Here is a 17609-nt window from a genome sequence, read left to right as displayed (position 1 = left end):
TTTATGCCAAATATCACCCCCGCGGGTGATACATACTCCTTAAATAATTTGATATAATCTAGTATATTATTTTTAAGGAGATACTAATGGAAGTATTAGGAACAGTAAAATCAATCACTGAAGGTAAATTTTATGTAAAAGATTCTTCAGGAGCTGTAAGAGAACTTAAAATCGGCGATACAATAGCAAAAAATGATGTAGTTTTTGGAGATAAAACAAACTTATCTTTGGCAAATATCGCTATTGAACTATCAGGAAATGATGTAGTAGTTGTAAATCAAGATAATAATCAATTATTTGATTCATCTTTAACTACTATATCTTTTGGAAATGAAGAGGTAGCTTTTGATAAAAAAGCTGTTGATGAAACTTTAAGTGCATGGAATAAAGCACAAGAAAATATAGACAATATGGAAACAGCAGCTGGTGATGTAACTGAACAAGCTACAAATGCTGGAAATGAAGAGAGTCAAGATGGTGGAGCATTAAGATCTAAATTTAATGCTAGAGATGGAGATGCAACAGATGTTATTAGTGATTTAAGAGAAGCTTCATGGAATGGTGGAGCTGATAATCAAATCGAAGATGCACCAGATAATATTTTTATCTTGCCTCCTGTTTATACTATAATTGAAGGTTTAGGAGTTGTAAATGAAGGTGATGAAGCTCAATATGTAGTAAAACTAGTAGATGCTGCAGGAAATCCAGTAATAGCAACTCAAGATACAATAATCTATGTAAGATATACAAATAAAACAACTCAAGATGGCGATACAGAATATAACAATAACAATGTAATAGAAGTAGTGATCAAAGCAGGAACAAGCGAAACTACATTTAATATAAAAACAATAGATGACTATTTAGCAGATAATGGTGAAATTTACAATTTAGAAATCACAGGAAATAACTCAACTCATTTTGATATGAGAACTGGAGATGTGAACGGACAAAAAACAAACGTAGATACAACAATATTAGATAATACAACAACAAATCCAAATGAAGATAGTAATGTTGAATCTGATATGGAACAAGTAGTTTTAAAAATAGTAGCAGCAGATGAGAATGGGAATCCAATCAAAGATGCAAATGGAGAATATTTAACAGTAAATGAAGTTCCAGAGGGAGATAATGCGTATTATGTAGTATTGGCATTTGAACCAAATACAACTAAATTTAATGATAATACAAAATTAGATATTCAAAGTGGAACAGTAGAAGTAAAAACATTTGATAAAGATGCAACTGGAACAACAACACAAACAAAAGAAGATGGAACACAAGATTATGTTTCAAAAACTCAAAAAGTTGAATTAGGGAAAGTGATATCTGTAGAAACATTAGATGATTGGAAAGCAGATAATGGTGAACAATATGAGATAAAAATTACAGATAAGTCATATGAGCATCCAACAACAGGTGCAGTGTATGAGAATGTAGTTACAGATAAAGATCCAGTAACAACAACAATAAAAGATGATACAGATAATACACCAAATAATCCAGATGATAATAAAGTTGAGAAAACACAAGAACAAGTAGTTTTAAAAATAGTAGCAGCAGATGAGAATGGGAATCCAATCAAAGATGCAAATGGAGAATATTTAACAGTAAATGAAGTTCCAGAGGGAGATAATGCGTATTATGTAGTATTGGCATTTGAACCAAATACAACTAAATTTAATGATAATACAAAATTAGATATTCAAAGTGGAACAGTAGAAGTAAAAACATTTGATAAAGATGCAACTGGAACAACAACACAAACAAAAGAAGATGGAACACAAGATTATGTTTCAAAAACTCAAAAAGTTGAATTAGGGAAAGTGATATCTGTAGAAACATTAGATGATTGGAAAGCAGATAATGGTGAACAATATGAGATAAAAATTACAGATAAGTCATATGAGCATCCAACAACAGGTGCAGTGTATGAGAATGTAGTTACAGATAAAGATCCAGTAACAACAACAATAAAAGATGATACAGATAATACACCAAATAATCCAGATGATAATAAAGTTGAGAAAACACAAGAACAAGTAGTTTTAAAAATAGTAGCAGCAGATGAGAATGGGAATCCAATCAAAGATGCAAATGGAGAATATTTAACAGTAAATGAAGTTCCAGAGGGAGATAATGCGTATTATGTAGTATTGGCATTTGAACCAAATACAACTAAATTTAATGATAATACAAAATTAGATATTCAAAGTGGAACAGTAGAAGTAAAAACATTTGATAAAGATGCAACTGGAACAACAACACAAACAAAAGAAGATGGAACACAAGATTATGTTTCAAAAACTCAAAAAGTTGAATTAGGGAAAGTGATATCTGTAGAAACATTAGATGATTGGAAAGCAGATAATGGTGAACAATATGAGATAAAAATTACAGATAAGTCATATGAGCATCCAACAACAGGTGCAGTGTATGAGAATGTAGTTACAGATAAAGATCCAGTAACAACAACAATAAAAGATGATACAGATAATACACCAAATAATCCAGATGATAATAAAGTTGAGAAAACACAAGAACAAGTAGTTTTAAAAATAGTAGCAGCAGATGAGAATGGGAATCCAATCAAAGATGCAAATGGAGAATATTTAACAGTAAATGAAGTTCCAGAGGGAGATAATGCGTATTATGTAGTATTGGCATTTGAACCAAATACAACTAAATTTAATGATAATACAAAATTAGATATTCAAAGTGGAACAGTAGAAGTAAAAACATTTGATAAAGATGCAACTGGAACAACAACACAAACAAAAGAAGATGGAACACAAGATTATGTTTCAAAAACTCAAAAAGTTGAATTAGGGAAAGTGATATCTGTAGAAACATTAGATGATTGGAAAGCAGATAATGGTGAACAATATGAGATAAAAATTACAGATAAGTCATATGAGCATCCAACAACAGGTGCAGTGTATGAGAATGTAGTTACAGATAAAGATCCAGTAACAACAACAATAAAAGATGATACAGATAATACACCAAATAATCCAGATGATAATAAAGTTGAGAAAACACAAGAACAAGTAGTTTTAAAAATAGTAGCAGCAGATGAGAATGGGAATCCAATCAAAGATGCAAATGGAGAATATTTAACAGTAAATGAAGTTCCAGAGGGAGATAATGCGTATTATGTAGTATTGGCATTTGAACCAAATACAACTAAATTTAATGATAATACAAAATTAGATATTCAAAGTGGAACAGTAGAAGTAAAAACATTTGATAAAGATGCAACTGGAACAACAACACAAACAAAAGAAGATGGAACACAAGATTATGTTTCAAAAACTCAAAAAGTTGAATTAGGGAAAGTGATATCTGTAGAAACATTAGATGATTGGAAAGCAGATAATGGTGAACAATATGAGATAAAAATTACAGATAAGTCATATGAGCATCCAACAACAGGTGCAGTGTATGAGAATGTAGTTACAGATAAAGATCCAGTAACAACAACAATAAAAGATGATACAGATAATACACCAAATAATCCAGATGATAATAAAGTTGAGAAAACACAAGAACAAGTAGTTTTAAAAATAGTAGCAGCAGATGAGAATGGGAATCCAATCAAAGATGCAAATGGAGAATATTTAACAGTAAATGAAGTTCCAGAGGGAGATAATGCGTATTATGTAGTATTGGCATTTGAACCAAATACAACTAAATTTAATGATAATACAAAATTAGATATTCAAAGTGGAACAGTAAAAATTGCAACTAAAGATGCTGGTGCTGATTCAAATGACTATAAATCTATAAATGAAACTGTTGAATTAGGTAAAGTTATAAAAGTAGAAACATTAGATGACTATTATGCTGAAGATGAAGATACTGAAAAATATACAATCAGTATTACAGATAAATCATATGAGCATCCAACAACAGGTGCAGTGTATGAGAATGTAGTTACAGATAAGGATCCCGTAACAACTACAATTATTGACAATCAAGCTACAAAAAATCATGCAGTTGATGATAAAGGTGGTGTTGATGGAACAGTTTATGGACTAGAAGATACAGTTTGGGCAGTAATCACATCAGATAAATCTTCAGTTATAGAAGGTAATAAAGTTACATATAGCGTTAAACTTGTAGATAAAGATGGTAAAGTAGTAACAGTATCATCAGATACAAATGTAACTATTAAATTTAAAGGTGCAGATACAAAAGGTGCTTCTTTAGATGATTTATTAAAGTTTTTTGGTTCAAATGGATCAACAGAAATTACAGGTTTTGACAATATTAATCAAGAATTAACTATTTCTATTCCTAAAGGTAGTTCATCTACACAGTTTACTATCCAAACAAAAGATGATTTTACAGCAGAAGGTAATGAAACATTTGATTTAAGTATTAGTGAAATAGATTCAACTGAATTTGAAAACCTTGTATTTGATAAAACAAAAGCAGGTGAAGAGAATAAAGTAACAACAGAAATAAAAGATGGTGTTACTTTAGGTACTCCTAAAAATGCTTATGTAGATGAAGATAATTTCTATAAAAATGATTTTAATAACACAGACTCATCTTCTGAATATACTACAAAAAATATCAGTAACCTTGATGGTAAAACTGGACATACAAAGGGAGATTTAGGGATTATCAAAAATGGGGAGACAGATTTTAAATTATCTTTTGAAAGTGATAGCTCTTCAAATCCTATAGTAACAGTTCAAAAAGGTAGACCAGAAGAAGGGGCAAATCCTAGTACATTAGAAGACTTTAAATATGAAGATGGTTCAACTACTTTAACATCAGATGGAAATGAAATAAAATATAAATTAGTTGGAGCTGACAAAATAGTAGCATATATTGGTACTGACGCTAATACAAATAAAGTATTTGAAATAACTTTAGAAAAAGATACTAATGGTAAGTACACTGGAGATTATAAATATACTCAATATAAAAATATTGATCATCCAGTAGCAGGAGATGCAACAAATTCTATTAATGATGATAACATCACTTTTGAATTTGGATTCAAAATAACAGATCAAGATTCAACAAGTAAAGTACAAAAATTCAAAGTAACTGTAAATGATTCAACACCTATTGCAGGGGAAAATACACTTACAATTTATGAAGATAATAACGGACAAACAAATGGAGCTTACACTTTTGTTTTAAGTGATGAAGGTTTCAAAGGAAATACTATTGAAATCAGTAATGATGGTGGAACTACATATAAAACTTTGACGACTTTACCTACAAATGGAGCAACTTCTATTGATATTTTAGAAAATGGTCAAAAAATCGGAACACTTACAAATAAAGGTGATGGAAAATTAGAGTTTAAACCAGTTGAAGATTATAGTAAATATACAAATGATAACTTACCAAACTTCAAATATAAAGTTTATGATACAGATGGAGATTATGCTGAAGGAACTATAAATATTAAAGTAAAACCAGTAGCTGATGCACCGACTATCACTGTTAAAAATGTAGAAACTACAGAAGATGATGGAAACACAAAAGAAGGTACAAATAAAGTAGCTTTAGAACTTAAAGTACCAAGTTTATCAAAAGATCAAACAGATAAAAATAATGCTACTGGTGATCACCCAGAAAGAAATGGAGAGATAACTCTTACATTTACAAATGGAGATAAATTAAAAAATAATGATGGTACTGGTGCAAAAATATTTAAAGCAGACGGAACAGAATTAGCAACTATAAATTCAGTAAATAAAACTATAAAAATTGTAATAGTAGATGAAAATGGAAATGTAGATAAAACTTATCATCATTCAGATGTGAAGTTAGGACAAGATGGAGTAATTTATCTTACAAAGGCAGAATATGAAGGATTAAAAATCCAACATGCAGAAGATAATGACACAGATATAGCTATAAAAATCAGTGTAACATCTTATGAAGTTGATGATAGTAGAAAACCTTTAAATGCAAGTGATTCTACTTATGAAGATAAAAATAATTCTAATTTATCTAAAACAACAACGAAAAGCATGACAGTGGTTATTAAACCAGTGACTGATGATATTGAGTTGAAATTTGATAATGCTACTGATGTAAATGGAGAAGTTTTAGGAACTATATCAGATGATAAAAAAACATTTACATATAATGATATAAAAGAAGGAAATAAAGCTATTGATTTAAAAGCACTTCTTTCTCAAACAAGTGGTACTTCAAAAGAAGATGGACATCAAGGAAAAGGTGGGGATTTAGATGGTAGTGAAAAACGAACATATATAATCTCTGATATTCCATTAGGTACAGTTATAACTTTAGATGGTAAAACTTTTGAAGTAAAACTAAATGCAGATGGAACATTACCTAGTCATATTACAAAAAATGTTAATGAGTTATATACTATTACTATTCCATTCCCTGATAATACAAAAGAAGACCCTAATTTCTCTATGAAATTTGATGAAAACTTCTCTGGAACAGTAAATGCAAAAATTACTTTAAGTGTTATAGATAAAGGTTTTAAATCTGATGGAAAAACTTCAGAAAATGAAGCAAATTGGGGAGAAGTAAAAACTGCTGAAGTTGATTTCAAAGTAAATGTAAACCCAGTTGCTGATGATGCTACAATACAAGTTGGACAATCTATTGGAGATGAAGATTCTGGAAGAGTTGGTGGAAATACATCTGCAAAAGATGGAACTATCACAAATCCACAAGATGGTATTCCTTTAAATATTAAAGTTACATCAACTGATACGGACGGAAGTGAAAAATTTGAATTAAAAATTAAAAATATTCCAAATGGTGGAGCATTATTTATAAAAGATCCAATTACAGGTAAAGATGTTCTTGTAAGTTTTGATAATGATGGAAATTCTACATTAGAAATTTGGAATGCTGATGGTACAAAATCTGCTTATACAGATGGTAATATAACAGCTAATAAAGGAGATGTTACTATAACACCTCCAACATCAAATTCAGTAGATATTAGTGGAAATACTAACGATAACCAACCTGTTATAAAATTCATTCCACCACACAATGCACATGGTGATTTCAAACTTGGTGTTGAAGCTAAAACAGTTGATACTGCAATAATAGATGGTCAAGAAGTAAAAAATACTCAAGAAGTTGCTACTACAAAAGATATTGTTGTAGTTGTAAAAGATTTAGCTGATAGTGTTGAAGGAAATGAGTATAACGAGCAAGTTTTAGTTCTAGCTGATAATACTGAGAAAAAATATAACTTAGTAGCAGAAGAAGATAAAGAAATTAAATTAGACTCGATATTTAAAGATTCTACAAAACTTGCTTCTTATGATAGTGCAAGTGAAGATTTAACTATTGTTATCAAAGATTTACCAGCAGGTATTACTTTAGAGGGAAGTGTAACTTTAATTAATGGTCAATATATTTTCAAAGCTAGTGATATTCCAAATATTAAGATAGTTACTCCACCAAATTATAGTGGAGAGTTAAACTTTAAAATTGATTATATAACTACTGAAGCAGGTAAAGAAGCAAATAATCCAAGTAAAACTTTCGATAGTAAAACATCAACTGATAGCGTAAGTATATTTGTAAAACCAACAGTTGATGCTGAATTTAATTCAAATACTACAAAAGCTGAAGATATAGGAGCCGAATCAACAGCTGATGGAAAAAGTTATTATAAACTTGATTTAGGAATTTCACATCAAAATGGTGATACTGATGAATCTTTAGTAAGTGTTACTATAGATAAACCAACTAATGGAGATTATATATTAGTTATAAAAGGTGCGGATGGAATATATACTGAAATAACTGATTTTACTAAAACTTATACAGAAGCTGAACTAAAAAATATATATGTGCAAGCTCCTGAAAATAAACATGGTAACTTTGATATAACAGGTAAATATACTGTAGAAGATAGTCACTATGGTGCTACAAATTCAAATTATGTAGCAACAAAAACAGATGATTTTAAACATACATTGAATATTACACCAGTTACAGATAAACCAACTATAACAGTTGAATCTGGTACACAAACTAATATACAAGTTATAAGTGGAGAAGCAAAAACTATAGAAATTCCTATTAAAGTAACTTCAGCAGATAAAGATGGAAGTGAAAATATTACAAAAATTGTAATAAGTGGAGTTCCTCAAGGTGTTACTATAAGTTTTGGAGATCCTGAACTAGATGGAAAAGTTACTGTAAGTCAGCATAATGGTATTTATACTATTATTCCAAAAGATAGTAATTATAAATTAAATGATGCTGATTTTAAAAATATTACATTTAATGTAACTAGTGGTGCAAACTTTGAACATAGAGATATTATAATTACTGCTTATACTCAAGATGCCGCAGGTTCAAGTGAAGAACAAACAAGTACTGTAATAACTCTTGACAAAACTCACAATGGAACTGGTGGTGGAAATGGTTCAGGTATAGGTATTGAACTAAAAGATGGTAATCCTTATCAAGCAACGGAAGATACTGAGTTTAATTTCTTGGATGTATTCAAAGTTGTAGTTGCTGATGGTGGAAGTGATGGAAGAGTTACGTTAAATTTCACATTAGATTCGACAAATGCAACAATCAAAGGTTTAACTCCAAATGCCAATGGAAACTATACAATTACTGGAAATAGAGCTGATATTGAATCTGTTTTATCAAGTTTAAAAGTTGTTCCAAATAAAGATTACAATAATAACCATACAACAGATAAAGGTACTTTAGATATTACTGTAACTATTGATGGAAATTCTGTAATAGCAAAAGTTCCTGTAACTCCTGTTACAGATACTATGGTTGTAGAAATAACTTCAAATGATAGTACAACTATAAATGAAAATGGTGAGTTTAATTTTGATGTTAAACTTACAAATAATTCAGATAAAGAGTTTACAAATATCAATGATTTTTATATAGTTATTAATGAACACTTTGAAGCTGGAGAAGAAACTTCAAAAGGTGAACTATATTTAGGAAATACAAAATTAGAATTAGTTGATGGAAAATATAAATTACCTGCAGATTATAAATTAGGAGATAGTTTAAATCTTACTTATAAATCAGGTGAGAATAGACATGGAACAGTTGAAATAAAAGTAGTTGCTTTAAATAAAGAAAATGGTGCAACAAATGAATTAACTTCAACAGGAACTGCATCTATTACTGTTCAACCAGTTGTTTCTTCTGAAATTAAAGTTGAGAAAGTACAAGATGGTATTGAAGATGGACAAATGGCAAGTGTTAAATTATCTGTTGATAAATATGATCCATCAGAGAAATTTGAAAGTGTACTTATCAAAGTTGCTTCTGGAGTTGCTGTTTATCATGGTTCAAATGGAAGTAGTTTAGCTATGAATGTTGGTGATGGTTCTTGGTTAGTTCCTGTTAATAGTGATGGTTCTTTACCAGAAATATTCTTTAAAGGAAAAGAGCATTTAGGAGGAGAGATCGAATTTACTGCAACTATAAATGCAAAAGATGGTGAAGCAAAAGTTACAAAAGAACTCACAGGATCTGTATATGTTAAAGAAGTTGCGGATGGTGTTACAATTGATCCTACAAAAACAGGAACTAATGTAAATGGATTTGAATGGACAACTTTAAATTTAAATGCAAACATGAAAGATTTAGATGGTAGTGAAAAAATGTATCTTGAGCTTAAAGGTCTTGGAGCATTTGCACAATTTAAACTAAAAGATGGTGGAATTGTAGAATCTGAGTATGACTCTGCTAATAAAGTTTGGACAATTAAAGATATTGCATATGACAAGATAAACGATATCCAATTTACAAATGATAAAGATACTACTGTAGATATAAAAGCTTGGACAACAGATGGTATTGATAGTACAAGGGAAAAACCAGCAACTGGTTTTATGGAAGTAGATTTTGCTAAAAATGCAGTAGAAAATGGTAAATTTACTTTAGGAAAAGAAGTAAATATAGATTTCTCTAAAATTGAAAATGGAGATATCAAAGGCGTAAGTACAATAGATTTAAGTGCAAAAGGTGAAAATAAACTTTTAAATCTTACACTTGAAGATGTTTTAAGCATTGGTAAAAAAGATGGAAATAATATTAATCTTACAATTCTTGGAGATTCAGATGATAAAGTTACATTTAAAAATGAAATAGGAAAAGAATGGTCATCAAATGTAGTTAATGATGATAAAGGTAATAAATTATACACTGAATGGTCAAATACTACTGGAGATACTACTGTTACAGTTAAGGTTGAGCAACCAGTTTCAGATGGAATTACAAACTAATTTCATCTTGAAATGCTACTTTTAAAGGTAAGGTTTTTAGCCTTGCCTTTTTTTATTTAAAAAAATTCTTTATATAAATCTTGATTTTTAGAAAATATTTTATATTGATTGTTTTTATATGTAAATTCTAAATAGTTCGCATGAAGCCACAATCTATGCGATTTTGTAACTTTTATTCTATCTTCACGGCTTAAAGTTTTATTTAGATAATTTTCAGCATTTTCATCATCAATTCCATATATTGGATCACCTAAAATGGTATGACCTATGCTATAAAGATGAACTCTTATTTGATGTTGTCTTCCTGTAAGTGGTATTGCTTCGACAAGTGTTAAATCTTTTTCTTTGTTGTATTTTAGAGGTTTTATGATGGTTACTGATTTTTTACCTTCATTTTCATCTTCACAAACTTTCATTCTCACACCTATTAAAAGCCCTTCTTTGTCTATATTCCTATCTATTGTTATTTCATTTTCTATTTTTCCAGTTGCTATTGCTAGATATGATTTGTGATATTTTTTTTCTTGAAACATATCTTTTAGTTCAATTTCACTTTTTTTATTTTTACCTATTATTACAAGCCCTGATGTTTCAGCATCTATTCTATGAATCAAGTTAGAATCTTCTCCAAAATGGTATCTTATTTCATCAAGTAAAGAATAAGGAGTATTTTTTGAAATTGGATGAACCATTAAATTTGTAGGTTTATCAAAAATAGCAAAATTAGTAAACTCTAACATTGGTTTTAAACCCCTAGTTTGACCTTCAAAAAGTGCTATAAAAATATATTCGGTTGGTATTGTTTCTCCAGCATTTATTACTTGCATATTTTCGTCAAAAACTCTTCCTTTGGAGGTTAGTTTTTGTGCTATTTTGGGTGAGTATTTTAAATCTTTAACTAAAAAAATCTGTATTCTTTTATCTTTTATTGCTTTGAATTTTTTGAGAATGAATGGCAAAATCTAACCTTACGTTTTTAATTTTCTTTTAGTTCTTTTAGATACAATACAAACTAAATTTTATGAAATTTTATAATAAAAAATATAGAAATACGATTATATGAGGTTAGCAATGGTTGAAAGATACGCTAGAGAGCAAATGAGCTCAAAATGGACACAAGAAGCAAGATATGCAGCTTGGCTTGAAGTAGAAAAAGCGGCTGTAAAAGCTTGGAATAAATTAGGGCTTATACCTGATGAAGATTGTAAAAAGATAGTTGAAAATGCAAAATTCTCAGTTGAGAGAATAGAAGAGATAGAGGCTATCACAAAACATGATTTAATAGCATTTAACACAAGTGTATCTGAAAGTTTAGGTGAAGAAAGTAGATGGTTCCACTATGGTATGACAAGTTCAGATGCTGTTGATACTGGTGTTGCTTTACAAATGAGAGACTCTTTAAATATCATCATTGATGATGTGAAAATGCTACTTGAAAGTATCAAAAAAAGAGCAAATGAACATAAATATACTTTGATGGTAGGAAGAAGTCATGGTATTCACGGAGAGCCTATCACTTTTGGTTTGACTTTAGCTGTTTGGTATGATGAAGTTGCACGACATCTTAAAAATCTTGAAGATACTATGGAAGTTATTGCAGTTGGACAAATTTCAGGTGCTATGGGAAATTTTGCTCATGCACCACTTGAACTTGAAGAGTATGCGATGGCTGAACTTGGACTTAAACCTGAACCTTGTAGTAATCAAGTAATTCATAGAGATAGATATGCAAGACTTGCTACTTCTTTAGCACTTTTAGCTTCAAGTGTAGAAAAATTTGCAGTTCAAGTAAGACATTTACAAAGAACAGAGGTTTATGAAGCTGAAGAGTATTTTGCAGCTGGACAAAAAGGAAGTTCAGCAATGCCACATAAAAGAAACCCTATTTTAACTGAAAATATAACAGGACTTGCTAGAATGATAAGAGCTTATTGTATTCCTGCTATGGAAAATGTGGCACTTTGGCATGAAAGAGATATAAGCCACTCTTCAACAGAGAGATTTTGGTTACCAGATGCTTTTATCACAACTGATTTTATGCTTCATAGAATGAATAGTGTTATTGCAAATTTAACTGTTATGCCTGAAAATATGATGAAAAATCTAAATTTAACAGGTGGATTGGTATTTTCTCAAAGAGTTTTATTAGAACTTCCATTAAAGGGTGTAAGTAGAGAAGATGCTTATAGAATAGTTCAAAGAAATGCTATGAAAGTTTGGGAAGAGATACAAAAAGGAAAATCAACTACAAATGAAAAAGGAGAGTCTTTATATCTTCAATATTTACTTGCAGATGATGAGTTGAGAAATAGTTTAAGTGAAGAACAAATAAGAGATTGTTTTAACTTTGATTATTATACAAAAAATGTAGATGCAATATTCAAAAGAGTTTTTAAATAAAGGTTATCCAATGGCAATAATGATTCAAAAAAGAAATGGTCGAAGAGAGGTTTTGGATATTACAAAAATTCAAAAAATGACTATTGAAGCAACAGCTAACTTAGAAGGTGTTAGTCAAAGTGAATTAGAACTTGATGCTCATATTAAATTTATTGATGGAATGAACTCTAGTGATATTCAAGATGCTTTAATTAAAACAGCAGTTGAGAAAATAGATATTGACGTTCCAAATTGGACATTTGTTGCGGCTAGACTATTTTTATATGATTTATATCATAGAGTAGGAATTGCAACACATGGTGTAAAAGGTGATGCATATAGACATTTAAAAGATTACATTAATTTTGGAATAGAATCTGGAAGAATAATCCCTAATTTAGCCAATGGATATGATTTAGATGATTTAAACTCATATATTGATCCTAATAGAGACTTTTTGTTTAACTACCTAGGAATTAAAACTTTATATGATAGATATTTGTTGAAAAATAGTAAAGGTGAGCCAATAGAGTTACCACAACAAATGTTTATGGCTATAGCTATGTTTTTAGCTCAAAATGAAAATGATAAACAGACAAAAGCAAAAGAGTTTTATGATGTAATTTCTAAATTTGAGGTTATGCTTGCGACTCCAACATTAAGTAATGCTAGAACAAATAGACATCAATTAAGTTCTTGTTATATTGGTTCAAGTCCAGATAATATTGAAGGTATTTTCGATGGTTACAAAGAAATGGCATTATTATCTAAATATGGTGGTGGTATTGGTTGGGATTGGAATAAAATTAGAAGTTTAGGTGGAGCTATTGATGGGCATAAAAGTGCAGCTGGTGGAACGGTACCATTTTTAAAAATTACAAATGATATAGCTATTGCTGTTGATCAATTGGGTACAAGAAAAGGTGCAATTGCTGTTTATATGGAGCCATGGCATATGGATGTTATAGACTTTATAGATTTAAAGAAAAATTCTGGTGAAGAAAGACGAAGAGCCCACGATTTATTTCCAGCTTTATGGATAACTGATTTGTTTATGGAAAGAGTGTTAGAGGACTCTTATTGGACACTATTTGACCCTGTTGAAGTAGAAGATTTAAGCGAGTGTTATGGTGAAGAGTTTAAATCTAAATATATTGCGTATGAAAGTGATGATAATGTTACAAAAAATAGAATAAAGGCAAAAGAACTTTGGAAAAAAGTTTTAACTTCATATTTTGAAGTTGGAAGTCCATTTTTATGCTTTAAAGATACAGCAAATAGAGCCAATCCAAATACTCATGTAGGACATATTAGAAGTTCAAATCTTTGTACAGAAATATTCCAAAATACAAATCCAAATCACTATAAAATAAAAATTGAGTTTGAAGATAGAACTATTAAAACTTTTGAAGAAGAAGATTTGGTAATTGTTGATGGTGGAATTACGAAAAAAGCAAACAAAGTAACGGCATTGGATAGCATAAATGGAAAAAAAATATTTATTGTTGAAAAAGATAAAATTGATGGAGACACTGCTGTTTGCAATCTAGCTTCAATAAATTTATCAAGAATAAATACAGATGAAGATATAAAAAGAGTTGTACCAATTGCTGTAAGAATGTTAGATAATGTAATTGATTTAAATTTCTATCCTCTTAGAAAAGTAAAAGCAACAAACTTAAAATCAAGAAGTATTGGTTTGGGAGTGATGGGTGAAGCTGAAATGCTAACTCAATATAGAGTTTCTTGGGGTTCAACAGAACATTTTAAGAAAATAGATAAAATTATGGAATCAATTTCTTATAATACCATTCTTTCTAGTTCTGATTTAGCAATAGAAAAAGGAAGTTATCCTACATTTGTTGGTTCAAATTGGAGTAAAGGAATAATGCCACATGATCATGCTTCACAAAGCGTTAATGCTCTTGTGGATAGAGATTTGTTTGATACAAATTATGATTGGGATTTCTTGCGAGAAAAAGTAAAAAAAGATGGAATGAGAAATGGTTACTTGATGGCTATTGCTCCAACTTCTTCGATTTCAATCTTAGTAGGAACTACTCAAGCAATAGAACCTGTTTATAAAAGAAAATGGTTTGAAGAAAATTTATCAGGATTAATTCCTGTTGTTGTACCGAAGTTAAGTCCAGAAACTTGGGGTTATTATACACCAGCTTTTGAAATTGACCAATTACAAGTTATAAAAGCTGCTGCAATTAGACAAAAATGGATAGACCAAGGACAATCAACAAATATTTTTATGAGTTTAGATAAAGCAAGTGGAAAATATCTTCATGAAATTTATACTTTAGCTTGGAAACTAGGTCTTAAATCGACTTATTATCTAAGAAGCCAATCTCCTGAAGCTAAAAATGATGTGGAAGATAGAAGTATGGAGTGTGCAGGTTGTCAATAATTATAAATTTAAAAAGGAAAGTTTAATGGAAAGAAAAACTATTTACAATCCAGATTCTAAAGAGAGTTTAAATGATAGAAGAGTTTTTGGTGGAAATAGTGATGGGATGATCAATTTCACTAGAATGAAATATCTATGGGCTTTAAATCTTTGGGATACAATGGAAGCAAATACTTGGTTTCCAAGAGAAGTTCAGATGACTGCTGATGCAAAAGATTATAAATTTTTAACTCCAGCTGAGAAAAGAATGTATGATTTAGTTCTTTCTCAGTTAATCTTTATGGATAGTTTGCAAACAAATAATCTTATGGATAATATAAATCCGTATATAACAGCTCCTGAAATAAATGCATGTTTATCAAGACAATCTTATGAAGAGGCAAATCATAGTAAATCTTATGCAGTTATGGTTGAATCAATCTCTGACAATACAGATTTAATTTATGACATGTGGAAAACTGATATTAAACTAAGAGAAAAAAATACTTATATCGCAGAAGTTTATAAAAATCTTTCAGGTGAAATTGATGATACAAAAATAGTTTTAGCACTATTTGCAAATCAAATTTTAGAAGGGTTATATTTCTATGCTGGATTTGCAGCTATTTATGCACTTGGAAAATCTGGAAAAATGTTAGGTAGTTCTCAAATGATTAGATTTATCCAAAGAGATGAAGTAACACATCTTTTATTATTTCAAAATATGATAAATAGTGTTAGAAAAGAAAGACCTGAGTTATTCACAGAAGAATTAGAGATAGAAGTTAGAGCTATGTTCAGAAAAGCTGTTGAATTAGAAGCTTCATGGGGATCATATATTACACAAGGACAAATCTTAGGATTTACAGATGCGATTATTAAACAATATATAGAGTATTTGGCTGATAGAAGACTTGAAGCAGTAGGGTATAAGCCAGAATACAATGTAAAACATCCTATTCCATGGGTTGATGGTTATGCTTCATTCAATGACCAAAGAACAAACTTTTTTGAAGGAAATGTAGTAAACTACTCAAAAGGTAGTATAGATTTTGATGATTTTTAATATAAATTAAAAGGAAACATAATGTCTATTTTTATAAAGATTCTTATACTCTTGGTACTTTTTGTAGCTTTAAATATAGTATCTATTTATACTTTTAGCTATGAAGATTATTTTAGTGATAGAAAAAAAGAGATTACTTTAGATGAAAATAGTGGAATATTAAAATCTATAAAAGAAAAGATATTTAAAAAAGTTGAATATCTTCCGTCAGATTTTGTTATAAATAAAGAGAATAATTTAATTCTTTTAAATGGTACTTTTCCCAATCAAAATACCGTAAATCAAATTGTTGAACTGCTAAAAATAAATAAAATGAATGATATTAAGATAGTTGAAAATAGTAAAGTTAATAAGCAACTTTTAGTTGAAATTTCTGGCTTGATTGAATTATTAAAAGATTTCTTTGAAAATGATTCAAAGATTATTTTTATAAATAATACACTAACTTTTGATGGAGTATTGAAAGACATAAAATATAAAGATTTAGTTTTTGATAAGATCTCTAAAATTACTTCAGTAACTATCTTTAATAACATAAAAGAGCCAATCTTAGTAGAAGAATTAGAAAAAGATATAAATATAGATAATAATGATATAAACAAAAGTAATATTTTAACAAAAGATGAGATACAATTATTAATTAATAATTCTATTATTGAAAATAAAATTATTTTTGAAAGAAGAAGTGTTGAAATAACACCAAAATCAAAAGATACTATTCAAAAAATAGCAGATATTCTAAATCAATATACTGTTTATAAAGTTGAAATTGCTGGACACACTGATTCAAGAGGAAATAAGGAATTAAATAAACAGATTTCTCAAGATAGAGCAAATAGTGTAAAATCGTTATTAGAAAGCTTTGGAGTGGAATCTAATAGGATTACAGCAATTGGGTACGGAAATGAAAGACCAATTGCAAAAGATGATGAAAACGGTTTATCTGAAATTAATAGAAGAGTAGAATTCAACATAGGGGAATAAAATGTTAGGGGAAATTGCTCAATATATAGTAGTAAATTTATTTATAGCATTTGTTTTAGGAATACTAGTAGGTTATTTAATTGGAAGAAGAAAAGAAAAATTTAGTAAAATAAATGGATCAAATGCAGGTTCTTGTTGTACTGGTGAAAAAAGATTTAGAATGAACCCAATCTTCAATAAAAGTGCTTCACTAGACTATAAACCAATGGTTTTGAGTTCATCGAGTCTTAAAGATAATCTAAAGAAAATTAAAGGTATTGATGAAGATTTAGAATCAGCGTTATATGAACTTGGGATTTATCAGTTTAATCAAATATCAAATTGGACTAAAAAAAATTCTGAGTGGATAGAAAACTTTTTAAACCTTCCAAATTATGTAAGAAATCATCAGTGGATTGAACAAGCAAAAATTTTAAGAACAGGGAAAGAGACAAACTATAGTCAAAGCTTATTAGATGAAGAAAATACTATCAAAGAAGAACAAAATTAGAGCTTTCTAAATCATTCCTCTTTATAGTTTTAGAATATCATA

General features: G+C 29.4%; 7 protein-coding genes. 6 read left to right on the top strand and 1 reads right to left on the bottom strand.

The genetic code is table 11. From position 1 onward, the window contains the following. Positions 1-86: 86 nt before the first annotated feature. Complete coding sequence (locus ACNSOS_RS06720; RefSeq protein WP_418184675.1) at positions 87-10253, top strand: hypothetical protein; 10167 nt, start codon at positions 87-89, stop codon at positions 10251-10253. 56 nt (positions 10254-10309) lie between these two features. On the opposite strand, the gene ACNSOS_RS06715 is transcribed toward ACNSOS_RS06720, so the two are convergent. Next, positions 10310-11212, bottom strand: coding sequence for an RluA family pseudouridine synthase (locus tag ACNSOS_RS06715; protein ID WP_418184674.1), 903 nt, complete (start codon positions 11210-11212; stop codon positions 10310-10312). A 112-nt stretch (positions 11213-11324) separates the two neighbouring features. Here ACNSOS_RS06715 and purB point away from each other — a divergent pair, with 112 nt between their 5' ends. Genes purB through ACNSOS_RS06690 form a run of 5 tightly spaced genes read left to right on the top strand, consistent with a single transcriptional unit; the run spans position 11325 to position 17567 of the window. Continuing rightward, complete coding sequence (gene purB / locus ACNSOS_RS06710; RefSeq protein ID WP_418184673.1) at positions 11325-12653, top strand: adenylosuccinate lyase; 1329 nt, start codon at positions 11325-11327, stop codon at positions 12651-12653. 10 nt (positions 12654-12663) lie between these two features. Beyond that, positions 12664-15048, top strand: coding sequence for a ribonucleoside-diphosphate reductase subunit alpha (locus tag ACNSOS_RS06705; RefSeq protein WP_418184672.1), 2385 nt, complete (start codon positions 12664-12666; stop codon positions 15046-15048). Between the two features lie 25 nt (positions 15049-15073). Further along, positions 15074-16093, top strand: a complete 1020-nt coding sequence (locus ACNSOS_RS06700; RefSeq protein ID WP_113894546.1) for a ribonucleotide-diphosphate reductase subunit beta — start codon at positions 15074-15076, stop codon at positions 16091-16093. A gap of 21 nt (positions 16094-16114) precedes the next feature. After that, a complete protein-coding gene (locus ACNSOS_RS06695) occupies positions 16115-17077 on the top strand; it encodes an OmpA family protein (protein WP_418184671.1) in 963 nt (320 codons plus the stop codon). Between the two features lies 1 nt (position 17078). Then, positions 17079-17567 carry a hypothetical protein gene (locus ACNSOS_RS06690; protein WP_418184670.1) on the top strand — a complete coding sequence of 163 codons (489 nt, stop codon included), beginning with the start codon at positions 17079-17081 and terminating at the stop codon, positions 17565-17567. Positions 17568-17609 lie beyond the last annotated feature (42 nt).

The sequence above is a fragment of the Aliarcobacter vitoriensis genome, from assembly GCF_048320235.1.
Lineage (GTDB): Bacteria > Campylobacterota > Campylobacteria > Campylobacterales > Arcobacteraceae > Aliarcobacter > Aliarcobacter vitoriensis.
This window is presented reverse-complemented; position numbering and strand designations above follow the sequence as displayed.

Coding starts and splice junctions, on each gene's coding strand:
- ACNSOS_RS06720 (WP_418184675.1), top strand. CDS start 87: ATGGAAGTATTAGGAACAGTAAAATCAATCACTGAAGGTAAATTTTAT.
- purB (WP_418184673.1), top strand. CDS start 11,325: ATGGTTGAAAGATACGCTAGAGAGCAAATGAGCTCAAAATGGACACAA.
- ACNSOS_RS06705 (WP_418184672.1), top strand. CDS start 12,664: ATGGCAATAATGATTCAAAAAAGAAATGGTCGAAGAGAGGTTTTGGAT.
- ACNSOS_RS06700 (WP_113894546.1), top strand. CDS start 15,074: ATGGAAAGAAAAACTATTTACAATCCAGATTCTAAAGAGAGTTTAAAT.
- ACNSOS_RS06695 (WP_418184671.1), top strand. CDS start 16,115: ATGTCTATTTTTATAAAGATTCTTATACTCTTGGTACTTTTTGTAGCT.
- ACNSOS_RS06690 (WP_418184670.1), top strand. CDS start 17,079: ATGTTAGGGGAAATTGCTCAATATATAGTAGTAAATTTATTTATAGCA.